At 70.1% G+C, this 23,006-nt stretch carries 26 protein-coding genes; 6 read left to right on the top strand and 20 right to left on the bottom strand.

The features are described 5' to 3' along the window. Positions 1-338 precede the first annotated feature (338 nt). The 16 genes from Q7W82_RS16680 to Q7W82_RS16605 form a co-directional block, all read right to left on the bottom strand. The gene (locus Q7W82_RS16680) at positions 339-788 is read right to left on the bottom strand and encodes a hypothetical protein (protein WP_242159406.1); all 450 of its coding nucleotides are present in this window, start codon (positions 786-788) and stop codon (positions 339-341) included. 189 nt (positions 789-977) lie between these two features. Continuing rightward, positions 978-1,796 carry a prolyl oligopeptidase family serine peptidase gene (locus tag Q7W82_RS16675; protein WP_242159405.1) on the bottom strand — a complete coding sequence of 273 codons (819 nt, stop codon included), beginning with the start codon at positions 1,794-1,796 and terminating at the stop codon, positions 978-980. A 287-nt stretch (positions 1,797-2,083) separates the two neighbouring features. Next, complete coding sequence (gene mgtE / locus Q7W82_RS16670) at positions 2,084-3,442, bottom strand: magnesium transporter (protein WP_017913818.1); 1,359 nt, start codon at positions 3,440-3,442, stop codon at positions 2,084-2,086. Between the two features lie 377 nt (positions 3,443-3,819). Further along, on the bottom strand, positions 3,820-5,526 hold the full coding sequence (ptsP, locus tag Q7W82_RS16665; RefSeq protein WP_242159404.1) for a phosphoenolpyruvate--protein phosphotransferase: 1,707 nt from the start codon (positions 5,524-5,526) through the stop codon (positions 3,820-3,822). Positions 5,527-5,584: 58 nt separating this feature from the next. Then, positions 5,585-5,854: an HPr family phosphocarrier protein gene (locus Q7W82_RS16660; RefSeq protein ID WP_010344110.1), complete on the bottom strand. Its 270-nt coding sequence runs from the start codon at positions 5,852-5,854 to the stop codon at positions 5,585-5,587. After that, on the bottom strand, positions 5,847-6,239 hold the full coding sequence (locus Q7W82_RS16655; protein WP_160948445.1) for a PTS fructose IIA subunit family protein: 393 nt from the start codon (positions 6,237-6,239) through the stop codon (positions 5,847-5,849). Before Q7W82_RS16655 ends, Q7W82_RS16660 begins: the two co-directional genes overlap by 8 nt. Positions 6,240-6,384: 145 nt before the next feature. Continuing rightward, positions 6,385-7,263, bottom strand: coding sequence for an RNase adapter RapZ (rapZ, locus tag Q7W82_RS16650; protein ID WP_019795905.1), 879 nt, complete (start codon positions 7,261-7,263; stop codon positions 6,385-6,387). Next, complete coding sequence (gene hprK / locus Q7W82_RS16645) at positions 7,260-8,210, bottom strand: HPr(Ser) kinase/phosphatase (RefSeq protein ID WP_019795906.1); 951 nt, start codon at positions 8,208-8,210, stop codon at positions 7,260-7,262. The genes rapZ and hprK overlap by 4 nt, the downstream gene beginning before the upstream one ends. Then, complete coding sequence (locus Q7W82_RS16640) at positions 8,207-8,659, bottom strand: PTS sugar transporter subunit IIA (protein ID WP_242159403.1); 453 nt, start codon at positions 8,657-8,659, stop codon at positions 8,207-8,209. Before Q7W82_RS16640 ends, hprK begins: the two co-directional genes overlap by 4 nt. 21 nt (positions 8,660-8,680) lie before the next feature. Then, positions 8,681-8,998, bottom strand: a complete 318-nt coding sequence (gene raiA / locus Q7W82_RS16635; RefSeq protein ID WP_010344105.1) for a ribosome-associated translation inhibitor RaiA — start codon at positions 8,996-8,998, stop codon at positions 8,681-8,683. A 50-nt stretch (positions 8,999-9,048) separates the two neighbouring features. Beyond that, the gene (locus Q7W82_RS16630) at positions 9,049-10,506 is read right to left on the bottom strand and encodes an RNA polymerase factor sigma-54 (protein WP_242159402.1); all 1,458 of its coding nucleotides are present in this window, start codon (positions 10,504-10,506) and stop codon (positions 9,049-9,051) included. Positions 10,507-10,549: 43 nt separating this feature from the next. Further along, positions 10,550-11,269: an LPS export ABC transporter ATP-binding protein gene (gene lptB, locus Q7W82_RS16625; protein WP_152239442.1), complete on the bottom strand. Its 720-nt coding sequence runs from the start codon at positions 11,267-11,269 to the stop codon at positions 10,550-10,552. Continuing rightward, the gene (gene lptA, locus Q7W82_RS16620; protein WP_242159401.1) at positions 11,269-11,862 is read right to left on the bottom strand and encodes a lipopolysaccharide transport periplasmic protein LptA; all 594 of its coding nucleotides are present in this window, start codon (positions 11,860-11,862) and stop codon (positions 11,269-11,271) included. Before lptA ends, lptB begins: the two co-directional genes overlap by 1 nt. Further along, complete coding sequence (lptC, locus tag Q7W82_RS16615) at positions 11,840-12,406, bottom strand: LPS export ABC transporter periplasmic protein LptC (protein ID WP_019799409.1); 567 nt, start codon at positions 12,404-12,406, stop codon at positions 11,840-11,842. The genes lptA and lptC overlap by 23 nt, the downstream gene beginning before the upstream one ends. After that, positions 12,403-12,951 (bottom strand): HAD hydrolase family protein, encoded by a 549-nt coding sequence (locus tag Q7W82_RS16610; RefSeq protein ID WP_242159400.1) that lies wholly within the window; start codon positions 12,949-12,951, stop codon positions 12,403-12,405. The genes lptC and Q7W82_RS16610 overlap by 4 nt, the downstream gene beginning before the upstream one ends. A gap of 88 nt (positions 12,952-13,039) precedes the next feature. After that, positions 13,040-14,041: a KpsF/GutQ family sugar-phosphate isomerase gene (locus Q7W82_RS16605; protein WP_242159399.1), complete on the bottom strand. Its 1,002-nt coding sequence runs from the start codon at positions 14,039-14,041 to the stop codon at positions 13,040-13,042. A gap of 52 nt (positions 14,042-14,093) precedes the next feature. On the opposite strand from Q7W82_RS16605, the gene Q7W82_RS16600 reads away from it, so the two are divergent. Genes Q7W82_RS16600 through Q7W82_RS16590 form a run of 3 tightly spaced genes read left to right on the top strand, consistent with a single transcriptional unit; the run spans position 14,094 to position 15,970 of the window. Next, positions 14,094-14,336 (top strand): BolA/IbaG family iron-sulfur metabolism protein, encoded by a 243-nt coding sequence (locus Q7W82_RS16600; RefSeq protein WP_242159398.1) that lies wholly within the window; start codon positions 14,094-14,096, stop codon positions 14,334-14,336. 48 nt (positions 14,337-14,384) lie between these two features. Continuing rightward, complete coding sequence (gene murA / locus Q7W82_RS16595) at positions 14,385-15,659, top strand: UDP-N-acetylglucosamine 1-carboxyvinyltransferase (RefSeq protein WP_017910669.1); 1,275 nt, start codon at positions 14,385-14,387, stop codon at positions 15,657-15,659. Next, positions 15,656-15,970, top strand: coding sequence for an EF-hand domain-containing protein (locus tag Q7W82_RS16590; protein ID WP_242159397.1), 315 nt, complete (start codon positions 15,656-15,658; stop codon positions 15,968-15,970). The genes murA and Q7W82_RS16590 overlap by 4 nt, the downstream gene beginning before the upstream one ends. A 347-nt stretch (positions 15,971-16,317) precedes the next feature. Here Q7W82_RS16590 and Q7W82_RS16585 read toward each other — a convergent pair whose 3' ends face one another. The 4 genes from Q7W82_RS16585 to purM form a co-directional block, all read right to left on the bottom strand. After that, a complete protein-coding gene (locus tag Q7W82_RS16585; protein ID WP_019797113.1) occupies positions 16,318-17,001 on the bottom strand; it encodes a DUF3108 domain-containing protein in 684 nt (227 codons plus the stop codon). A 2-nt stretch (positions 17,002-17,003) separates the two neighbouring features. Next, complete coding sequence (locus Q7W82_RS16580; RefSeq protein WP_242159396.1) at positions 17,004-17,855, bottom strand: DUF3108 domain-containing protein; 852 nt, start codon at positions 17,853-17,855, stop codon at positions 17,004-17,006. A 63-nt stretch (positions 17,856-17,918) separates the two neighbouring features. After that, positions 17,919-18,572 (bottom strand): phosphoribosylglycinamide formyltransferase, encoded by a 654-nt coding sequence (gene purN, locus Q7W82_RS16575; RefSeq protein ID WP_242159395.1) that lies wholly within the window; start codon positions 18,570-18,572, stop codon positions 17,919-17,921. Between the two features lie 157 nt (positions 18,573-18,729). After that, the gene (gene purM / locus Q7W82_RS16570) at positions 18,730-19,788 is read right to left on the bottom strand and encodes a phosphoribosylformylglycinamidine cyclo-ligase (protein ID WP_242159394.1); all 1,059 of its coding nucleotides are present in this window, start codon (positions 19,786-19,788) and stop codon (positions 18,730-18,732) included. A 106-nt stretch (positions 19,789-19,894) separates the two neighbouring features. Here purM and Q7W82_RS16565 point away from each other — a divergent pair, with 106 nt between their 5' ends. The 3 genes from Q7W82_RS16565 to hda are packed head-to-tail and all read left to right on the top strand — an operon-like array spanning position 19,895 to position 22,880. Further along, positions 19,895-20,998, top strand: coding sequence for a DUF2066 domain-containing protein (locus Q7W82_RS16565; protein ID WP_242080813.1), 1,104 nt, complete (start codon positions 19,895-19,897; stop codon positions 20,996-20,998). Further along, complete coding sequence (locus tag Q7W82_RS16560) at positions 20,995-22,164, top strand: AI-2E family transporter (protein WP_242159393.1); 1,170 nt, start codon at positions 20,995-20,997, stop codon at positions 22,162-22,164. The genes Q7W82_RS16565 and Q7W82_RS16560 overlap by 4 nt, the downstream gene beginning before the upstream one ends. Further along, positions 22,161-22,880, top strand: a complete 720-nt coding sequence (gene hda / locus Q7W82_RS16555) for a DnaA regulatory inactivator Hda (protein WP_242159392.1) — start codon at positions 22,161-22,163, stop codon at positions 22,878-22,880. The genes Q7W82_RS16560 and hda overlap by 4 nt, the downstream gene beginning before the upstream one ends. Positions 22,881-23,006: the final 126 nt, after the last annotated feature.

Here is a 23,006-nt window from a genome sequence, read left to right as displayed (position 1 = left end):
CCCAGGCCAGCAGGGGCAGCCCGGCGCTTGCGGTTTAGCTTGCGTAGACGCGCCTTGTGCTGTCGCGCATCAGCACCTCGGCCGCGCGACGCGACGCGATGCGGTCGGGCGGTGTGCCGCGGACGCTGTCGGAACTGTCGGCGCTTCCTCGGCGAGGCTAGCCAGCACGCGGCGCATGCCACGGGCGAGTCGCGTCGTCCTTCGCCAGCCGCGATCGCGGCGGATCCCGAGAGGGCGCGCGAGCGCCATTCCTGCAGAACCGCACCGACCTTCGCCCGCTTCACCCATGGCGCACCGCCATGGACGCCAGCCATGCGCCCCACGGCCGTGTGGCGGCCTTACCCCAGATGACGCGCGATCCATCCTTGCACGAACGCCACCGGCCCGGTCCGTGGCGGTGGCGTCAGCCCGGCGCTGCGCACGAAGCCGGCCGCAGCCTGGGCCAGCGCCTGGTTGGCGCGGCGCAGCGCTTGCTGCGCGGCCGCCTGCTGCTGGCGCAACTGCACCAGGTGCAGCGAGGGCCGCCCGGGCGGCGCGAACTTCTGGTCGCGGCGCAGCGCATCGGCGGACAGACTGGTGGCCTGCGTGGCCTGGTGCAGGGCGTCCAGGGCGTCCAGCACCTGCAACAGCCAGCGTCCGCTGTCGCTGAGCTCCAGCGTCGTGGCGTCGTCGTGTGCCGGCACCAGCAGCGATGGAATTGCCGCGCCGGCGATCGCCGCAGCGCTCGGATCCAGGGCGCGCAGGCGGGCGTGGAAGGCGGTCTGCGATGCGGAAGGGATGGTCGCCATGCGTGCCTGTGCGCGAAAGCGTGGACTGTAAGCCGTTTTGGTGCGCTTGCTGCACAGGCCGCGACGACGCGTCGGTGCGGATCGATATGGACGGCCTTTTCGGCGAACGCTGAGCGTCGCGGTGCGGCCCAAGTTGCGCGGACTGTCGTTGGGCACCCACCGCGCACGGATGCCGATGGTGGGAACTGTTTACTTGTCGGCGGTGATCTCGTTGCCGGCGTCGCTGCGCTTCTGCGCGAACAGCCACTGCCACATCTTCGGATCGCGGTAGGTGGCATCCCAGGCGTTGTGGTTGCCCTGCGGGTACTCGGTGTAGCGCACGTCGGCGTCGACGTTCTTGAGCGCACGCACGATCTTGCGGTCGTCGTGCGGCAGCACCACGTCGTCCTGGGCGCCGTGGAAGATCCACACCGGCACGTGCCGCAGGCGCTGCGCCAGCGCCGTATACGGATCGGCCAGATAGGCCACCGGCGTGACCACCAGGTACTCGCGGTCTTCGTGCGGGGACAGGATCGCGCCGCAGATCGGCACCAGCGCGGCGAAGCGCTGCGGCTGCTTCAGGGCGATTTCCCAGGTGCCGTAGCCGCCCATCGACATGCCGGTCAGGTAGGTGCGCTGCGGGTCGCCGTTGAACTCGGCGCTGCTGTCGTCCAGCGCCTGCAGCGCCATGGTCGCGTTGACGCCGTTCCACTCCTCGCCGTCGGGCACCTGCGGCATCACCACCAGCGCCGGGAAATCGGCCAGGTGGCGGCGCAGGTACGGGCCCAGCCCGGCCGTGGTCTGGTCGCGGCCGTCGTCGCCGCGCTCGCCGGAGCCGTGCAGGAACAGCACCACCGGCACCGGGCCCTGGCGATGCGCCGGCGCCGGCACGAACACCTGGTAGCGGTAGACGCGCCCGTCGAGGGTGAGCTGGCGGCCGACGAAGTGGCCGGTGGCCGGGTTGCTGGGCAAGCTGCTGCATCCCACCATCGACAGGCACAGCAGAAGCAGCAACGAACGCATCGACATGGCCGGCCCTCGGGTGGGAAGGCCGCAGTATCGTGGCCTGGGCCTCTCCACGACAACCCGAGCGGGGGCGGCGGACATGCGCCAGTCAGCCGACGGGCGGCGGCGCGGGCGGCGCAGCGTGCGCTTGCCGCGCAGGGTGCCGATGGCGGCAGCGGGAGGGGGATGCGCCCGATCCGCCGCGGGCCGATCGTGGCCGGCAGCGCGCCGGCCGATCACGGCTGCGCGACGATCGCAGTTGCCGCTTCGAGCGGTGGGCGGGGAAGCCGCGCCCGCCGTCCGCACACGCCCTACAGCAGGACCAGGGTGGCCAGGCCGAGGAAGCTGAGGAAGCCCATCACGTCGGTCAGCGTGGTCAGGATCACCCCGCCGGCCAGCGCCGGGTCGAAGCCCAGGCGCTTGAGCGTCAACGGCACCAGCACGCCGCCCAGGGCGGCGGTGAGCAGGTTGATGGTCAGCGCCGAGCCGATCACCAGCGACAACAGCGGCTGCTTGAACCACAGCAGCACGATCAGGCCCAGGCCGATGCCCAGCGCCAGGCCGTTGATCAGCGCCACCGCCAGCTCCTTGCGCAGCAGCACGATCACGTTGGACGCGCCGATCTGGCCCAGCGCCAGGCCGCGCACCATCAGCGCCAGCACCTGGGTGCCGGCGTTGCCGCCCATGCCGGCCACGATCGGCATCAGCGCGGCCAGCGCCACCAGCTTGGCGATGGTGCCCTCGAACTGGCCGACCACGCTGGAGGCGATGAAGGCGGTGCCGAGATTGATCGTCAGCCACAGCAGGCGGCGGCGGAACGCGCGCCGCACCGGGCTGAACAGGTCCTCGTCCTCGTCCAGGCCGGCGGCGCTCATCGCCTGGTGCTCGGCCTGGTCGCGGATGATGTCGACCACGTCGTCGATGGTGATGCGGCCGAGCAGGATGTTGTTGTCGTCGACCACCGGCGCGGAGATCCAGTCGTGGTCGGAGAACTGCCGCGCGACCTCGTCGGCGCCTTCGCCGACGTCGATGGCCGGCTGCTCGTCGTCGATCAGCCGGTTGATCGGGGTGGAATCCTCGTGGGTGACCAGCGCCGCCAGCGACACCCGCCCCAGGTACTGGTGGCGGCGGCTGACCACGAACAGGTGGTCGGTGTGGTCCGGCAGTTCGCCGCGCAGGCGCAGGTAGCGCAGCACCACGTCGACGTTGACGTCGGCGCGCACGGTGACCACGTCCGGGTTCATCAGGCGGCCGGCACTGTCTTCGGGATACGACAGCACCTGCTCGAGCCGCTCGCGGTTCTCGCGGTCCATCGACTTGAGCACTTCGTCGATGACCGTGTCCGGCAGGTCCTCGACCAGGTTGGCGAGGTCGTCGATGTCCAGGTCTTCGACCGCGGCGACGATTTCGTCCGGGTCCATGTCCGCGAGCAGGCTCTCGCGCACTTCCTCGCCGACGTGGACCAGCACCTCGCCGTCGTCTTCCGGATCGACCAGCCCCCACACCACCTCGCGCTTGCCGGGCGGCAACGACTCCAGCAGGTTGCCGATCTCGGCCGGCGCCAGCGTATTGACCAGTCGCCGCACCGGGCCCAGGCGCCCGCTGTCCAGCGCATCGGACAGCATGCGCAGCTGCCGCGCGGTCTTGTCGTGGCGGACGGCATCGGCCATGCGCTGCTCCCTTGGGGTGAGGCCGCGCTCCGGAGAAACGCGGTCGGTCAGATGTTCATCCCAACATTATCGCCTGCATGTTGCGGGAAGCACAGTGTTGGAGGAGCCGGGAGTGGGGAGTCGGGATTGGGATTCGTAGGAGCGGGAAGTTCGGGTCCGCAAGAGCAGCTGCGAGGACTGGCGATTTTTTCATCGAGCCGCTCCGTGGCCTACGCAGGGTCCGGCATCCCGTCATTTCGGCTTTTCACGAAGGAAAGGGATTGGGAAGCACAGCAGTCAGGGGGCATCAGTGCATCAGCAGCGGTGGTGGTGTCGCGCAGACGGCCACGCTCGCGCTCGCTCTTGCGAATCCCCAATCCCGAATGACGAATCCCGGCTTACGCCAGCCAGCGCTCGATGCCCTTGCGGTCGCGGGCCTGCAGCAGTTTGGCGCCGCGCTGGCGCAGGGCCTGCAGGTCGGTGTCGCGGATCACCTGGCGCACCTCCAGCATCGTCGCCGGGTGCAGGCTGAACTCGCGCAGCCCCAGTGCCAGCAGCATGGGCGTCAATGTGGGGTCGCCAGCGATCTCGCCGCACACCGCCACCGGTTTGCCGTGGGCCTGGCCGGTGGCGATCACCTGCGCGATCAGCCGCAGCACCGCCGGATGCAGCGGCGAATACAACTCGGCCACCGCCTCGTTGTTGCGGTCGGCGGCGAGCAGGTACTGCACCAGGTCGTTGGTGCCGATCGACAGGAAGTCGATGGTGTCGATGAAGGTATCCAGGGCCAGCGCCGCTGCCGGTACCTCGATCATCGCGCCGAGTTTCACCTGCTCGGCGATGGCATGGCCATCGCGGCGCAACTGCGCGGCGATGCGCTTGAGGTGGCGGCGCATCGCCAGCAGTTCCTCGCGCGCGCTGACCATCGGCACCAGCACCCGCACCGGGCCGTAGGCGGAGGCGCGCAGCAGCGCACGCAACTGGGTGTCGGAGACCTTGGGCCGGGCCAGCGACAGGCGCACGCCGCGCAGCCCCAGCGCCGGGTTTTCTTCGTTGCTCATGGTCAGGCCGGTGCGATCGGCCTTGTCCGCGCCCAGGTCCAGGGTGCGGATGGTCACCGGCCGCCCGCTCATGCCCAGCACGGCGTCGCGGTAGGTGTGGAACTGTTCTTCCTCGTCGGGCAGCGCGTCGCGCTGCAGGAACAGGAATTCGGTGCGGTACAGGCCCAGGCCGTCGGCGCCGAGCGCGTGCGCGCGGGCCACGTCGTCGCGCGACTCGGCGTTGGCCAGCAGGGTGATGTCCACGCCGTCGCGGGTGCGGCTGGGCTTGGAGCGCAGCTTGCCCAGGCTGCGCTGCAGCTTGGCCTGCTCGCGCACCCGACTGCGGTAGTCGCGCAGGTCGTCCGGGGTCGGGTCGACCAGCACCGCGCCCTGGGTGCCGTCGATGATCAGCACGTCGCCGTCGTTGATCTTCTGCAGCGCGTCGGCGACGCCGACCACCAGCGGCAGGTGCAGGCTGCGCGCCAGGATCGCGCTGTGCGACAGGGTGCTGCCGGCGCTGGTGACGATGCCGACCACGCCCTGCGCCTGCAGTTGCGCCAGTTCCGATGGCGCCACGTTCTCGCACACCAGGATCTCGCCGGCCAGGCCTTCGCTGTCCGGCTGGCGTTTCTGCAGGAACGCGTGGATCCGCCCGATCACATGGTCCAGATCGTCCATGCGGCTCTTGAGGTAGGCATCCTCCATGTCGTCGAACACGGTTGCCAGGCGGTCGCGCTGCAGGCGCAGCGCGTAGTCGGCGCTGTAGCGGCCGGTGCGGATCAGTTCGTCCAGGCCGTGCAGCAGTTCAGGGTCGTCGAGCAGCAGTGCGTGCAGGTCGAGGAATTCGCCGACCTCCTTGGCCAGGGCGCCGTGCAGGCGCTGGCGCAGGCCGTGCATCTCCTCGCGCGCGGCGTCCACGGCGCGGTGCAGGCGATCGAGTTCCTCGGGGATCTGCGCGGCGCCGATGCGTTGCTCGGCCACCTCCAGCGCATGCGGCAGGCGCACCCGCGCCCGGCCCAGGGCATTGCCGCGCGAAGCGCCATGGCCGGCGATGCGCACGCTCACCGCGCGTGCCCCGTGCGGCGGCACCGCGTCCCTGCCTGCGGCCGCCGGCGGCGCATGCTCAGCTGTCCTCGTCGAAGCGCCGCTCGAACAGGTCGACCACGGCCTTGAGTGCCTCGGCTTCGTCGGCGCCGTCCACCCGCACCGTCACCGGCGTGCCTTGCGCAGCGGCCAGCAGCATCACGCCCATGATGCTCTTGGCGTTGACCTCGCGGCCCTTGGCCGCGAGCGTGGCGTTGCAGCGGAACGAGGACAGCGTCTGCACCAGCTTGGCGGTGGCGCGGGCGTGCAGGCCAAGGCGGTTGGAGACCAGCAGTTCGCGTTCAAGCATCGTCGATCACCACGCCGTTGCGCGAGCCGGCGGCGGCGGTCGCGGGCAACTGCTCCAGTCCTTGTTCGGGGTAGTTCATGATCCGCAGCAGCATCGGCAGGCTCAACGCCGAGACCCGCCGCACCGGCGTGCCCAGGCGCGCCAGCCGCGCGGCAAGATTGCTTGGGCTGGCCCCGTACAGATCCGTCACCACCAGCACGCCATCGCCGTCGTCCACCCGCCGCAACGCCGCCGACGCCTGCGGCAGCAGCGCATCCAGGTCGGCATCGAACGGCACGTCGAACGCTTCGGTCTTCAGCGGCAACTGCCGCAACAGTCCGGTCGCCACGCGCAACAGCGCCGTGCCGATCCCGGGATGAGTGATGAGGAGAATGCCGCAAGCCATGGGAGAACGTTAACAGGTCAGGCAGGGCACAGGGAATGCCTGTGGGGAGCCGGGATTGGGGATTCGGGATTGGGGATTCGCAAGAGCCAGCGCAATGCCGCTTTTGCCAATCCCGAATCCCCAATCCCGAATCCCGGCTTTTCGATCAATCCTGCTCGCGATGGAAGGTCGCCACTTCCGGCCAGCCCTGTTCGCGGGCGTGGCGGGCCAGGCGTTCGGCCAGGTACACCGAGCGGTGCTTGCCGCCGGTGCAGCCGAAGGCGATGGTCACGTAGCTGCGGGTGTCGTTGCGCAGCCGCGGCAGCCAGGTGTCGAGGAAGTCGATCAGCTGCGCGGTGTAGCGCTGCACGTCCGGTTGCGCGTCCAGGTATTCGCGCACGCCGCTGTCGCGGCCGGTCATCGGGCGCAGTTCCGGGTCCCAGTGCGGATTGGGCAGCACCCGCGCGTCGAACACGAAATCCGCCTCGGCCGGTACGCCACGCCGGTAGGCGAAGGACTCGAACAGCAGCGACAGGGTGTTCTCGGCGGACAGCGCGAACTCGGTGGTGACCCGCCGGCGCAGCTGGTGCACGTTGAGCGTGCTGGTGTCGATCACCGCGTCGGCCGCCTCGCGCAGCGGCTCGGTCAGGGCGCGCTCGCGCTCGATCGCCTCCGGCAGCGACAGGCCCTGGTGCGACAGCGGATGGCGCCGGCGGGTGTCGGCGTAGCGCTTGATCAGTGCCTCGTCGTTGGCGTCGAAGAACAGCAGGCGCGCGTCCAGGCCGAACTGCGCCACCGCCTCGCGCCAGCGCGAGAGCTGGGTCAGGTCGCTGTGGCGGCTGCGCACGTCGATGCCCACCGCCAGCTTGCTGGGGCCGGCATCCTCGCGCACCAGGCTCTTGACGAAGGCCGGCAGCAGTTCCACCGGCAGGTTGTCGACGCAGTAGTAGTCCAGGTCCTCGAAGGTCTTCAGCGCCACCGACTTGCCGGAGCCGGACAGGCCGCTGACGATGACCAGGGTGGAGGTGTTGGCGCCGGCGGTCATGGATTGCGCCGCTCCAGCAGGTTGCTGTGGCGGGCGATGAACATCGCCGCCGGGTCGATGCCCTTGGTGCGCAGGATGTGCAGGCGCGTGGCGGCCTCGGTCAGCACCGCCAGGTTGCGGCCGGGCATCACCGGCAGGGTGATCAGCGGTACGTCCAGGTCCAGCACGTGGCGGGTACCGGAATCGCCGGTGAGGCGCTCGTAGCCGTGGGGCGTGGGCTCGGTCATGGGCCGGGTCAGGTGCACGATGAGCCGAAGGTACTTGTTCTTCTTTACAGCCGTGTCGCCGAACATCTCGCGCACGTTCAGCACGCCCAGCCCACGCACTTCCAGCAGGTCCTGCAGCAGTTCCGGGCAGGTGCCGTCGAGCACGTCGGGGGCGATCTGGGTGAATTCGGGCGCGTCGTCGGCGACCAGGCGGTGGCCGCGGCTGAGCAGTTCCAGCGCTAGCTCGCTCTTGCCCGAACCGGCCTCGCCGGTGATCAGCACGCCGATCGAGTAGATCTCCATGAACACGCCATGCAGGATCACCCGCGGCGCCAGCGTGCGTGCCAGGTGGTAGGACAGGTGATTGAGCAGCTCATGGCCGCGCTTGGGCGAGACCCACAGCGGCGTATCGGATTCGTCGGCGGCCGCGCGCAGGTCTTCCGGGCACGACTGGTTCTTGGTGACCACCAGCGCCAGCGGCCGCACCTGCACGATCTTCTCGATGGTCTCCCAGCGCTGGCGCGCGTCCAGCGAGTCCAGCCAGGCCAACTCCTCGGTGCCGAGGATCTGCACCTTGTTGGGATAGATGGTGTTGAGATAGCCGGCCAGCGACGGACGCCGCGAGACCGCATTGCCGGCCTCCAGCACCCGGTGTTCGCCCTTGTGCCCGGCAATCCAGCGCAGGCCCAGGCGGTCGCGCTGCTGGTCGAAGAGTTCGCGTGCGTCGATGCTGGTGTTCATGCGGCGGCCCGTGGCGCGCCGCCGAGCAGCGCATACAGTGCGGCGGCATCCGGCGCGTTGCGCAGGGCGTCGCGGAACTCTTCGATGGAGAACTGCTCGGCCAGTTCGGACAGCAGCATCAGGTGTTGGTGGGTGTAGTGCGCCGGGACCGCCATGGCGAAGATCAGGTCGACCAGGGTGCCCTGGCCGTCGAAATCGATCGGCTGTTGCAGGCGCAGCAGCGCGCCGCGTGGGGCCTCCAGGTCCGGCGCGCGGCCGTGCGGGATGGCGATCCCATGGCCGATGGCGGTGCTGCCGAGCTGTTCGCGCTCGCGCAGGCTGGCGAAGAGTTCATCGGCGCCGGCCTGCTGGCAGGCCAGCAGACCGGCGGCGGTGTGCAGCAGGGTGTCGCGATCGGCGGCCGGAAGCACCTGGGTGCTGACGGCCGCCATCAGATCGGTCAAGGGCATGGCGGCGCAACGTGGGGAGGATCACGCGAGATTGTCGCGCACCTCGGCCGCATGGTGGTCGTGCTTCTTTTCCTTGTGCTTGATGATCAGCCGGTCCAGCTTGTCGGCGAGCAGGTCGATCGCCGCGTACATGGTCTGTGCGCTGGCGTCGGCGTGCAGGGTGCGGCCGGGAACGTTGACCGTGGCCTCGACGTGGTGGTCGGGCTTGCGCAGCGCCAGTTGGGCGCGGACCTCGATGGTTTCCTCGTAGTGTCGCTTCAGCCGTTGCAGCTTGGTCTCCACATACTCGCGCAGGGCGGGGGTGACTTCGATCTGCTGGCCGTAGGTCTCGATACGCATCGGATACTCCTTGGTTCGGGTTTCACACCTATGAACCATCGCCGCCGCCGCTAGCCGATTCGGACGCGTTCGTGGGAGGCGGAAATGTTCATGGCCTCACGATACTTCGCCACGGTGCGGCGCGCTACAGGGACCCCGGCACTTTTCAGCAGGTCGGCCAGCTTGGCGTCAGAAAGCGGCTTGCGCGGATTCTCCGCATCGATCAGCCGCCGGATCATCGCCTGGATCGCGGTGCTGGAGGCTTCGCCGCCGCTGTCGGTGTCGATGCCCGAGGCGAAGAAGGCGCGCAGCGGGATGGTGCCGCGCGGGGTGCGCACGTACTTGCGGGCGATGGCACGCGAGATGGTGCTTTCGTGCAGGCCCAGTTCGCCGGCGATCTCGCGCAGGGTCAGCGGCCGCAGTGCCTGTTCGCCGAATTCCAGGAAGCCGGCCTGCTGTTTCAGCAGGCAGCGGGTCACCTTGAGCAGGGTCTCGCCGCGCGCCTCCAGGCTCTTCAGCAGCCAGCGCGCTTCCTGCAGTTGTCCGCGCAGGTAGCCGGCGTCGCTTTCGCCGCATTGGCGGATCAGCCGCTCGTAGCCGCGGTGGATGGTGACCTTGGGCTGGGCGTGCGTCGACAGCGCCGCATGCCACACCCCGCGCTGGCGCCAGACCACGCAGTCCGGCACCACGTATGTGTCGCTGCCCAGTTCGCCGATCTGCTTGCCCGGGCGCGGGTCCAGCGAGCGCAGCAGCGCGACCGCGGTGTCGACCTCCGCCGTCGGGCGCTTGAGCTCGTGGGCCAGCCCGGCCACGCCGCTGCGCGGCAACCGTTCCAGCGGACCATGGGCGATGGTGCGGGCGAGCGCCAGCCCCGGCGTGTCCTCGGGCAGGGTGTCCAGTTGCAGGGTCAGGCATTCGCCCAGGGTGCGCGCGGCGATGCCGGCCGGGTCGAAGCGCTGGATCTGGTGCAGCACGGTGAGGATCTCGTCCTCCTCGGCGGCGATGTCCGGGCGCAGGGTCTCGGCGATCGCGGCCAGCGGCTCGCGCAGGTAGCCGTCGTCGTCCAGCGCATCGATCAGCGCCGCGCCGATGCTGCGGTCGCGCGCGGACAGCGGCGACAGGTGCAACTGCCACAGCAGGTGGTCGATCAGGGTATCCGGCTCGGCCACGCGCTCGGCCGCGCTGCCCAGGTCGTCGTCGTCGAACGAACCGCCGCCGCCGCCGCTCCAGGCCGATTCGGTGTCGGACCAGTCGGCGCCGTCGCTGGCCGGCGCGGCCTCGCCGCGGTCGCCATCGCCGTCGCTGCGTGTGTCGCCTGCCGCGTGGTCAAGCCCTTGGTCGGCGCCTTCGCTGCGTTCGAACGCCGGTGCGGCGTCCTCGGACCATTCCAGCAGCGGATTGCTCTCCACCGCCTCGGCGATCTCCACTTCCAGCTCGGCGCTGGACATCTGCAACAGCTTGATCGCCTGACGCAACTGCGGCGTCATGACCAGGTGCTGTCCCAGCGATGTCTGCAGCCGTGCTTTCATGCCTGTACCGAGCGCGGAAGGAGCGTAGCCGGCGCGTGCGCGGTCAGAGCCTGAAGGTTTCCCCGAGGTAGACGCGGCGCACGTCGCTGTTGGCCAGCAGCGCTTCCGGCGCCCCCTGCGCCAACACGCTGCCCTCGTTGAGGATATACGCCCGGTCGCAGATTCCCAAGGTTTCGCGCACGTTGTGGTCGGTGATGAGCACGCCGATGCCGCGCTGCTTGAGGTGGGTGACGATGCGCTGGATTTCGCCGACCGAGATCGGGTCGACGCCGGCGAAGGGTTCGTCGAGCAGCATCAGCCGCGGCTTGGCCGCCAGCGCGCGGGCGATTTCGCAGCGGCGGCGCTCACCGCCAGAGAGGCTGGCGCCGAGTTGGTCGGCGACGTGGCTGATCTGCAGTTCGTCCAGCAGCGCCACCAGTTCGCGTTCCTGGCCGGCATTGTCCAGATCCTCGCGCAGTTCCAGCACCAGGCGGATGTTGTCGGCGACGCTGAGCTTGCGGAACACCGATGGTTCCTGCGGCAGGTAGCCGACGCCGAGCTTGGCGCGCTTGTACATCGGCAGCGCGGTGATGTCGTTGCCGTCGAGCACGATGCGCCCGGCATCAGCGTCGACCAGGCCGACGATCATGTAGAAGCAGGTGGTCTTGCCGGCACCGTTGGGGCCGAGCAGGCCGACCACTTCGCCGGCCTCCAGGGTCAGCGCGAAGTCGCGCACCACTTCGCGCTGCTTGTAGCGCTTGCGCAAGCCTTCGGCGAGCAGCATCACTGGCCTCCTTGCTTGGTCGGCTTGGTAGCCTTTGCGGGCGTCGCGGCAGGCTTGGCGGCGGGCTTGGCGCCGTTCGCAGGCGTGCCGGCCGGCGCAGCGGCCGCGTTCTTCGGCTGGATCACCGTGTGCACGCGCGTGCCGTCGCCGCCGCCCTGCATGTCGCCGCTCTTGGTGTTGTAGACCATGCGCTGGCCGGCGTTGGTGCCCTTGGGCGAGGTCATCCGGTAATTGCCGGTGAGGATCACCGTGTCGGTCGGCACCTTGTAGTCGATGTTGTCGGCGACCGCGTCCATCGGCGAACCGTCGTCCAGTTCCTGCTTCAGGGTGGCCTGCTTGCCGGTCAGGACGACACGGTCGATGTCGCCGTTCTTGCGGAACAGGTCGGCGGTATCGGCATGGATTTCCAGCGTGCCCTGGGTGATCACGACGTTGCCGAAGAAACGGACCTTGCCGTCGTCGGCCATCATGTTGCCGTCCTGCGCATCGGACTTGATGTCCATCGGCTGGTTGCGGTCGGTCGACTTGGCCAGCGCCAGGGTCGGCAGCAGCAGGGCGAGCAGGGCGAGCTTAGCGGGCAGCATTCGGTTCATAACGGGACTTGACCTGTGAAAGGAGCTTGTACTGCCGGGATTTCAGGTCGACCTGGAAGCCGACGCCGGTCTGCATCATACCGGGCCGGGTCATGGTGACCGGGTCGGCGGTGCGCGCGCTGTTGGTCTGCGGGAAGACGTCCAGGCTCTGGGTACGGAAGGTGGTGGGCGGGATGCTGGGCACCTTGGGGCTGTCGCCGGCGACGTCGCCGCGCAGGCGCAGTTCGTCGCCGTTGGCGCTGACCCAGCCGGTCTTGCTGCGCATTTCCCAGTGCTGGCCGTTGGCGTCGGGCAGCAGGAACAGCGGGGTCACGATCGACATCGTCTGGTCGGCGCGGCTGCGTTCCATCTGCGGCGCGCGCAGGGTCATCGCTTCCTTGCCCTGCTTGTCCAGGCTGACGATCTCGAAGTCGCGGGCGATGTAGTCCACGCTGGCTTCGTCGGAAGGGTTGCGGCTCGGCTTGCTGCGTTGGTTCCAGGCCGACCAGCCGCTGATCAGCGCCCCGACCAGCAGCAGGCCGCCGAGGGTGGTGCGCCAGTTCATGCGCCATGCTCCTGCAGCAGGGTGGGGACGTGGCCCTGGGCGGCCAGCAGCACGTCGCACAGTTCGCGCGCCGCGCCTTCGCCGCCGCGGGCACGGGTGGTCCAGTGCACGTGTTCGGCGGTCCAGGGGTGGGCGTTGGCCGGGGCCACCGCCAGGCCGACCACGCGCAGCGGCGCCAGGTCGGGCAGGTCATCGCCCATGAAGCAGACCTGCTCCAGGCCGATGCCGCGCTCGTCGCACAGGGCCTGCACGCCGGCGCGCTTGTCCTTGACCCCGATCTGCACCAGCAGGCCCAGCTCCTGGCCGCGCTTCTCCGCGGCCAGGCTCGGCCGCGCGGTGATCAGCGCCACCTCGATGCCGTGCCGGCGCAACTGCACCAGCCCCTGGCCGTCGAGCACGTGGAAGGCCTTGCTCTCGTTGCCGTCGCGGTCGTAGTACAGGCGGCCGTCGGTCAGCGTGCCGTCCACGTCGAAGCACGCCAGGCGGATCCGGGCGGCGCGGTCGATCAGGTCGGCGGGGAGGTCGGCCAGCGGGGAATAGGGCATGTTCGGGATATCGGGGCGGGGAGGCCGGCTTTCCAGCGGCCAGGGCCAGCGGTGTGGGGCACCGCGGGCAGTGAACGGGTTCAGCCTGTTAAACCACTCTGGCGCGCAACAGGTCGTGAATGTTGAGCGCGCCGACCGCGCGGCCGGCCGCGTCGACCACGATCAGGCCGTTGATCTGATGGGTCTCCATCAGCCGTGCGGCCTCGGCGGCGAGCTGGTCGGCGCCGATGGTGCGCGGCTGCCGGGTCATCACCTCGGCGATGCGGGTCTGGCGCACGTCCAGCGCGCTGTCCAGAGCGCGGCGCAGGTCGCCGTCGGTGAACAGCCCAAGCAGGCGGTCGTCGGCGTCGACCACTGCGGTCATGCCCAGGCGCTTGCGGCTCATCTCCACCAGCGCCTCGCTGAGGCTGGCGTCCTCGCGCACCTTGGGCAGTTCGTCGCCGCGGTGCATGACGTCGGTGATGTGCAGCAGCAGGCGCCGGCCGAGGCTGCCGGCCGGGTGCGAGCGGGCGAAGTCGTCGGCGGTGAAGCCGCGCGCGTCCAGCAGCGCCACCGCCAATGCATCGCCCAGCGCCAGCGAGGCGGTGGTGCTGGAGGTCGGCGCCAGGTCCAGCGGGCAGGCCTCGGCCGGCACGCTGACGTCCAGGTGCAGGTCGGCCTCGCGCGCCAGCGTGGACTGAGGGCGGCCGGTCATCGCGATCACCGCGTTGCCCTGGCGCTTGAGCACAGGCAGCAGCATCAGGATCTCGTCGGACTCGCCGGAGTAGGACAGCGCCAGGACCACGTCGGCGTCGGTGATCATGCCCAGGTCGCCATGCCCGGCCTCGCCCGGGTGCACGAAGAACGCCGGGGTGCCGGTGGAGGCGAGGGTGGCGGCGATCTTGCGCGCGACGTGGCCGGACTTGCCCATGCCGGTGGCGACCACGCGCCCGCGCGAGCCCAGGATCAACCGGCACGCGGCCGCGAACTCGGCACCGATGCGGGCGCCGACCGCCGCCAGTGCGGCCTGCTCGATCTCGACCACGCGGCGGCCGCTGGCGATCAGGCCGGCGTCGTCGGGCGTCGTGGGAGACAGGGGCGATACATCCATGCGGGTGCCGGTCGGAGGGTAGAATGGCCGACCATTTTAGGAGGAAAGCCCGGTGGACGCCGATACCATCCGTAAACTCATCGAGGCCGGCCTGCCGGGCGCGCGCGTGCAGGTGCAGGGCGACGACGGCGTGCACTTCGAGGCCACCGTGGTCAGCGACGCCTTCGCCGGCAAGCTGCCGCTGGCGCGCCATCGCATGGTCTACGCCACCCTGGGCGATCTGATGGGCGGCGCGATCCACGCGCTGGCCCTGAACACCCTGACCCCCGAGCAGGCCGAGCGCGCCGCCGGCTGAGCCACCGCGCGCCCGTTTCTCCCCTTTTCCTTTTCCCCCACGAGACCCATGGCCAAAATCGTAGTGACCGGCGGCAACGCGCTGCACGGTGAAGTGAACATTTCCGGCGCCAAGAACGCCGTGCTGCCCATCCTCTGCGCGACCCTGCTGGCCGATGCGCCGGTGGAGATCACCAACGTGCCGCAACTGCACGACGTGATCACCACGGTGAAGCTGCTCGGCGAGCTGGGCGCGGAAGTCACCATCGACGAAGGCACGCTCTCGCGCGGCAGCGCGATCACCGTCGACCCGCGCAAGGTCCACCAGCACGTCGCCCCGTACGAACTGGTGCGCACCATGCGCGCCTCGATCCTGGTGCTGGGCCCGCTGCTGGCCAAGTTCGGCGCGGCCGAAGTGTCGCTGCCGGGCGGCTGCGCGATCGGTTCGCGGCCGGTCGACCAGCACATCAAGGGCCTGCAGGCGCTGGGCGCGGAAATCAGCGTCGAAAACGGCTACATCAAGGCCAGCAGCAATGGCCGGCTCAAGGGTGGCCGCTACGTGTTCGACATGGTCAGCGTCACCGGCACCGAGAACGTGCTGATGGCCGCGGCCCTGGCCGACGGCACCACCGTGCTGGAGAACGCGGCGATGGAGCCGGAGGTCAGCGACCTGGCCGACTGCCTGATCGCGCTGGGCGCGAAGATCGAAGGCGCGGGCACCTCGCGCATCGTGGTGCACGGCGTGGAGCGCCTGTCCGGCGGCCGCCACGCGGTGCTGCCGGACCGCATCGAGACCGGCACCTTCCTGGTCGCCGCGGCGATGACCGGCGGCAGCGTCACCGTGCGCCGCGCGCGCGCCGACACCCTCGACGCGGTGCTGGACAAGCTCACCGAGGCCGGCGCCAGCATCGAGACCGGCGAGGACTGGATCCGCCTGGACATGCACGGCAAGCGCCCGCGCGCGGTCAGCCTGACCACCGCGCCGTATCCGGCGTTCCCCACCGACATGCAGGCGCAGTTCATGGCGCTCAATTGCGTGGCCGACGGCGTCGGCGTGATCAACGAAACGATCTTCGAGAACCGTTTCATGCACGTCAACGAGCTGCTCCGCCTGGGCGCGGACATCCAGATCGAAGGGCATACCGCGATCGTGCGCGGCAGCGAGCGGCTCAGCGGCGCGCCGGTGATGGCCACCGACCTGCGCGCGTCGGCCTCGCTGATCCTGGCCGGCCTGGTCGCCGACGGCGACACCACCATCGACCGCATCTACCACCTGGACCGGGGGTACGAGAACATCGAGGAGAAGCTGGGGGCGCTGGGCGCGTCCATCCGGCGCGTCGCATGATCCTCAGCGGCCGCTTCAGCCGCCGGCGCAAAATGTTGCTGGCGATCGTGGTGGTGCTGCTGGCCTGGGTCGGCTATGCCTGGTACACCGGCATCGCCATCACCCAGGGCATCGAAGAGCGCGACATGGACTGGAACGGCGACGGCCAGGTCACCCGCGACGAGATCTGGCAGTCGTTCTACGCGGTCGGCGTGAGCCGCACCCAGAACGGCCCGCGCGAGTGCAGCACGTTCTACTGGCGCAGCAGCGGCGCGCAGATCCGCGTGGATTGCCGCACGACCTTCAAGGCCGCGCCGGCGGAGAAGAAGTAACGGCGTGGGGCAGGGCGCTGCCTAGGCGGCGCCCGCGTTAGGAGTGGGGTAGAGAAAGGCACGGCCCGTCGTCATGCGCTATGTGCCGTGGATAGAAGTCGACGCGCGCCTAGGGTCTGCTGCAAGCCGCCAGCTGGCTTCCGCAAGACGATTCGCATCCGCGCGTCGGGGCTGAAGCCCCTCCCACATGGGAAACACCACGCCCGGGGAATTGCTGTTGCGATTCCCCAATCCCCACTCCCCATTCCCGGCTTCACTGCGGCTGAAGCCGCTCCTACATGGGGAAAAACCCCAGGCGGGGAGCCGCTGTTGCGATTCCCCAATCCCGATTCCCCAATCCCGGCCCCTCAGCGCAACGCCTTGATGGTCAGGTCCAACGCGTCCTGGCCGTTCTCGCGCTGCAGGATGCGCACCGGCACGGGCATGTCCGGCACGATCCAGGCCACGATTTCCTTGGAGCCGTCGGTACGGCTGACCTTGGTCGCCTGCTCGGTCTTGCCGTTGACGGTGACCGCTTCCTTGCCGGCGACGCGATAGGTCATCGGCTTGGCGCGGCCCTCGTCGACCATGCGGTAGCTCGGGGTCTTGCCGGCGTTGACGTCGCGGGCGATCGCCAGGTTGATCAGCAGCGCGTCCATGTCGCCCGGCTGCAGCTTCACCGGGCCGCGGCGGTCGGGCTTGAGGTCGCCGCCCCAGGTCGCCTGGCCGGTGCTCCAGTCGTAGTTGGCCGTCACCGCCTTCTTCTTGATCAGGAACACCGAGCGGTCGTCGCTGCTGAGCGGACGCAACTGCCCGCCCTTTTCCTCGAACACGGTGCTCTGGCTGAGGTCGGCGACCTGGTTCTTGATCGCCAGGCTGTAGCGCCAGCGGTTGCCGCCTTCCTTGGCCAGCGTCATCACGCCGTTGGCCTGCATGCCCATGTAGCTCGCCTGGTAGTCCGCGGTGAACGGCTCCAGGGCCAGGGCGGGCAGGCTGGCCGTGGCCAGCAGGGCGGCGGCGAGGGCGGTCAGCGGGCGGGCGATGCGGGTCATGGTCAGGCTCCTTGGTATTCGGTCAGGCGCAGGTCGATGCGGTCTTCGCCGTCTTCGCGCTGCAGGATGCGCACCGGCGTCGGCACGCCGTTGGCGATCCACAGGATGGTCTCATTGCGGCCGCCGTTGGTACGCGACACCCGCAATGCGTCGTAGCTGATGTCGCCGACCTGCACGGTCTCGGTCTGGTCGGCGGCGCGGTAGACATGTTCGCGCACCCGGCCGACGTCGACGAAGCGGTAGGTCATGGTCTTGCCCGGCTGCGCGTCGCGCATCAGCGAGAGGTTGAGCAGCAGCGCGCTCTGGTCGCCGGGTTGCAGCGGAATCGGCGCCTGCCGGTCCTTCTTCAGGTCGCCGTCCCAGCGCGCCACGCCCTGTTTCCAGTCGTACACGCCGGTGACCTTCTTGCCGAAGAACACCGCCTTCTTGACCGTGCTCTGGCTCTGCGGAACGTAGCGGCCGTCCTCCACCGTGAACACCGTGCTCTGCTCGATGTTCAGGCCGAGGATGCTGGCGAAACCGCTGCGGCCGTGCACGCCCAGGTCGACCCGCCATTGGTCGCCGCCGGTATGGACCACGTCCATGCGCGCGTCGCCGGCCGGCTTGCCCTTGTACAGGGCATCGTAGGTGGCGACGAACGGCTGCAGCGGCGGCGGCGTCCATGCCTCGGCGGGCAGCGCTGGCGAGGCGGCGGCTGGCGCAGGGGTGGCGATGGCGGGCGCGGCCGGAGCCGGGGCGGTCTGCGGTGCCGGCTGCGCGGCGGGCGCCGGCGCGACCTGCGCGCCGACGATGGGCGCCAGCAGGCCGAGGCCGGACGCGACGAGGAAGGCGAACGGACGCGGAGCGAGCTTCATGGGATCGGCTGGCGTGAGCGGGAGGGAGGAGGGGAGGGGCCGCGGACGGGTGCGGCAGCGCATTCAGGGAAGCAGCACGTCGTCGCAATCTAGGCGCAGCGGACTAAACCGGCACTGACCGTCCAGCCAGACCTTGCCGTCCCGTTCAGCCAGGCGGCCCGCCGCCGCCAGCCGCAGCACCGCGCACAGCAGCCGGTGCTCGCGCGGCAGCAGGCGCTGCGCCAGGTCGTCGGGACCGTCGCCGGCCTGCACCGGCACCCGCACCTGTGCGATCACCGCGCCGGCGTCCAGTTCCGGCACCACGAAATGTACGCTGGCGCCGTGTTCGGCGTCGCCGGCCGCCAAGGCCTGCGCATGCGTGTGCAGGCCACGGTACTTGGGCAGCAGCGAAGGGTGGATGTTGAGCAGGCGCCCGCCGAAGCGCTGCACGATGCCGGCGCCGAGGATGCGCATGTAGCCGGCGCACACCACCCAGTCCGGCTGTACCGCGGCGACGGCGTCGCCCAGTGCCTGGTCGAATGCGGCGCGGTCGGGGAAGGTCTTGGGCCGCGCCGACCAGCGCCGGTCCGGCGCGACCATGGCCAGCGCCGGCGCCTCGGGGCGATCGCCGAACACGCCGACCACCTCGGCGTCGAGGGTGCCGGCGGCGATCGCGGCGAGGATGGCCTGCAGGTTGGACCCGCGGCCGGAGGCGAGCACGGCGAGGCGAAGCGTCATCGGGCGAACGTCCGGGGCAGGGCACTGGCGGACGGACGGTGCCGCGCCTGCAGCGGCCGCCGGCCCGACACCGTGTCGGGCAGGAACGCCGCTGCCGGCAGCGCCGCACCGAACCGGCACGTGGCCCGCCAGGCGCACTTGGCTGCCGCCACGCGGCTCAGCCGATGTGGACGCGTTCGCCGGCGTCCGCGGCGGCCACGACCGCGCCGATCTGCCAGTGCGCCAGGCCCAGGCTGTCCAGGCTGCGTTCCAGGGCGGCCACCTGCTCCGGCGCGGCGACCAGCACGAAGCCGATGCCGCAGTTGAAGGTGCGCCACATCTCGCTGTCGGCCACCGCGCCTTCGCGCTGCAGCCACTCGAACACCGGCGGCAGGGTCCAGGCGCTGGCGCGGATGTCCAGGCCCAGGCCGTCCGGGATGACGCGGATGATGTTCTCGGTCAGGCCGCCGCCGGTGATGTGCGCCATGGCGTGGATGCCTTCGCCCTGGTCGCGCAGCAGCGACAGGATCGGCTTGACGTACAGGGCGGTCGGCGCCATCAGCGCGTCGGCCAGGGCCACGCCGCCCACCTGCAACTCGGCCGGGCGCCCGGCGCGGTCGTAGATGCGGCGGATCAGCGAGTAGCCGTTGGAATGCGGGCCGGAGGAGGCGATGCCGATCAGCACGTCGCCCTGGCGCACCCGGGCGCCGTCGAGCAACTGCGACTTCTCCACCGCGCCGACGGTGAAACCGGCCAGGTCGTACTCGCCCGGCGGGTACATGTCGGGCATTTCCGCGGTTTCGCCGCCGATCAGCGCGCAGCCGGCCAGTTCGCAGCCACGGGCGATGCCGCCGACCACCGCCACGGTGGTCTCCACGTCGAGCTTGCCGGTGGCGAAGTAGTCCAGGAAGAACAGTGGCTCGGCGCCCTGCACCAGCACGTCGTTGACGCACATGCCGACCAAGTCGATGCCGATCGTGTCGTGGCGGCCGAGCTGCTGCGCCAGCTTCAGCTTGGTACCGACGCCGTCGGTGCCGGATACCAGGACCGGCTCGCGGTACTTGCCGGACAGGTCGAACAGCGCGCCGAAGCCGCCCAGCCCGCCCATCACCTCGGGGCGGAAACTGCGCTTGACCAGGGGCTTGATGCGTTCGACGACGGCGTTGCCGGCATCGATGTCGACGCCGGCGTCGCGGTAGGTCAACGGGGCGGCGGCGGGGGGCTGGGAAGTGGTCACGGGCGGCGGGGTCGGCGGAAAGACGGCGATTTTAACAGGCCGCATTGGCGCTAGGCCCGCATTCGGGCAACAATTCGCCCCGGATACGCCGAGTACTGGACCCTTCATGCGCCGCAGCCTTGCCTTCCTCCTGTCTTTCGCGCTGTGCCTGCCCGCCGCGACCGCCCTGGCCCAGGCCGAGCTGCGCACCGAGGGCGACGTGGCCGGCGCTACCGGCCCCTACGATGCCGAAGTGCCGGTCAACAGCCAGAGCGAGGGCGACCGCAACGGCGCGCTGTCCCGCGCGCTCGGCGTGGTGCTGGGCAAGATCTCCGGCGACAAGGGCGTGATGTCGCGGCCCGGGGTGACCCAGGCGCTGCGCAACGCCAAGAACCTGGTGGATACCTTCGACTACCGCCAGGACCAGGGCACCTCGCCGAGCGGCGCGCCGACCTTCCGCACCATCCTGGTGGCGCGCTTCCGCCCGCAGGACGTGGACGGCCTGGCCGCGGCGCTGGGCCTGCCGGTGTGGCCGCAGCCGCGGCCCAAGCCGGTCGTGTGGCTGGCCATCGACGACGGCAGCGGCCCACGCCTGGTCGGTGTGCAGCAGTCCAATGCCGCGCGCAGCCTGCTCGACCGCGCGATCGAGCGCGGCTTCCGCCTGGGTCTGCCCACCGGCAACGCCGCCGAGCAGGCCCTGGCCGGCGCGATCTGGCGCCAGGACACCGCCGCGGTGGCCAGCGCCTCGTCGCGCTACAGCCCGCCGATGCAGCTGATCGGCAAGCTCTACCGCGGCAAGGCCGGCGGCTGGACCGCCGACTGGACCTTCGTCGACGGCGGCAAGGTACTGTCCACCTGGTCGGCCAGCGACGCCGACGCGCGCCGCGCCATGGCCAGCGGCGCCGACGGTGCCGCCGACGCCCTGGTCAAGCGCTACGCCAAGGCGGTCAGCGCCGGCCCGGCCGGGATCTACCGCGTGGTGATCACCGGCATCCGCAGCGCCGACGACTACCTGCGCGCCTCCGCCGCGCTGCAGAACGCCTCGGTGGTGCGCCGCATCGTGCCGATCCGCGCCGACGGCGATCGCCTGGAACTGGATCTGGACCTGCTCAGCGGCGTGTCCGGCCTGAACCGCATGCTCGGCCCGGACGGTGCGCTGCAGCCGGTGGTCGCGCCGGTCGAGGGTCCGGTGATCCTCAACAGCGAGCCGACGGAGTACCGCCTCAAATGACGTTGTCGCCCGAAGCCGAGATCGCGCTGTTCCTGCGCCGCCTGAAATGGACGGCGGTGATCGTCGGCGTGCTGTGGGTGGTGTGGCTGCTGGCGCCGATCCTGACCCCGTTCGTGCTGGCGCTGCTGCTCGGCTGGCTCGGCGATCCGCTGGTGGACCGCCTGGAGCGCGCCGGGCGCTCGCGCAACATGGCGGTGACCCTGGTGTTCGTGCTGATGGTCCTGCTGCTGGTGCTGGCGCTGGTGATCCTGGTGCCGATGCTGGAGCGGCAGATCGTCACCTTCATCGACGTGCTGCCGCAGGCGCGCGACTGGTTCATCGGCACCGCGATCCCGTGGGCCGAGCAGAAGACCGGGCTGGAATTGATGGCCTGGCTGGACCCGGAGCGGCTGATCGACTGGATCCGCGGGCACTGGCAGCAGGCCGGCGGCGTCGCCGCGACCTTCTTCGGCTACCTGTCGCGCTCGGGCTTCGCGATGGTGACTTGGGTGGTCAACCTGGTGCTGCTGCCGATCCTGACCTTCTACTTCCTGCGCGACTGGGACCTGCTGGTCGCGCGCGTCGCCGCCACCATTCCGCGCAACCACGTCGGCACGATCACCCGCCTGGCGCAGCAGTCCAACGAGGTGCTGGGCGCGTTCATCCGCGGCCAGTTCCTGGTGATGCTGGCGCTGGGCGTGATCTACGCCGGCGGCCTGACCCTGGTCGGGCTCAAGCTCGGCCTGTTGATCGGCATCGTGGCCGGCCTGATCAGCTTCATTCCCTACCTGGGCGCCACCACCGGCATCCTGCTGGCGGTGCTGGCCGCGCTGGTGCAGGCCAAGGGCTTCGACCTGCAGTTGCTGATCCTGGTCGGCGTGGTGTTCACCGTCGGCCAGTTGCTGGAGAGCTACGTGCTGACCCCGCGCATCGTCGGCGACAAGATCGGCCTGCATCCGGTGGCGGTGATCTTTGCGGTGATGGCCGGCGGCCAGCTGTTCGGTTTCCTCGGCATGCTGCTGGCCTTGCCGGTGGCGGCGGTGGCCAACGTGCTGCTGCACTACCTGCACGAGCAGTACCGGCAGAGCGAGCTGTACGCGGGCGAGAAGTCGGCGATCCTGCTGGACACCGTCACCGAGCGCACCACCATCATCGAACTGCCGCCGCGCAGCCCCGACCAGCCGTGAGCGTGCCGCAACTGCCGCTGGCTTTGCGCTATCCGCCGGAACAGCGCCTGGACCGCTATCTGGGCGCGCCGGACGGGCTGCTGGCGCAGCTGCAGGCGGTGGCCGACGGCGCCGCCGACGACTGGGTGTACCTGTCCGGCCCCGCCGGCACCGGCAAGACCCATCTGGCCCTGGCGGTGTGCGCGGCCGCCGAACAGGCCGGGCGCAGCGCCGCCTACCTGCCGCTGCAGGCGGCCGCCGGGCGCCTGCGCGATGCGCTGGAGGCGCTGGAAGGACGCAACCTGGTCGCCCTCGACGGCCTGGAAGCGATCGCCGGGCAGCGCGAGGACGAAGTGGCGCTGTTCGATTTCCACAACCGCGCGCGCAGCGCCGGGGTGACCCTGCTGTACACCGCGCAGGCGATGCCCGACGGCCTGGCGCTCAGCCTGCCGGATCTGCGCTCGCGGCTGTCGCAGTGCACCCGCATCGCGCTGGCTCCGCTGGACGACACCGGTCGTGCCGCGGTCCTGCGCGAACGCGCCCAGCGCCGCGGCCTGGTGCTGGAAGACGCGGCGATCGACTGGCTGCTGACCCATGCCGGACGCGACCTGGCCGGCCTGATCGGCCTGCTGGAGCGCCTGGACCGCGAATCGCTGGCGGCGCAGCGGCGGGTGACGGTGCCGTTCTTGCGGAGGCTGGGAATGGGGAGTGGGGAATCGGGAATGGGGAAAAGCTGAAGCGCCAAAACTGAAGCAGTACGCAGAAGCCGGAAAAGCAAAAAGCAGTTGCAATCGATGCACTGATTGCCGCTGCAGGCAAAGATAGTGGCGGGGGCAGGATTTGAACCTGCGATCTGGGGTGAG

The organism is Xanthomonas indica (genome assembly GCF_040529045.1).
In the GTDB taxonomy this organism is placed as follows: domain Bacteria; phylum Pseudomonadota; class Gammaproteobacteria; order Xanthomonadales; family Xanthomonadaceae; genus Xanthomonas_A; species Xanthomonas_A indica.
Note: the sequence above shows the minus strand (reverse complement) of the source record. Positions and strands in the feature narration are given on the sequence as shown.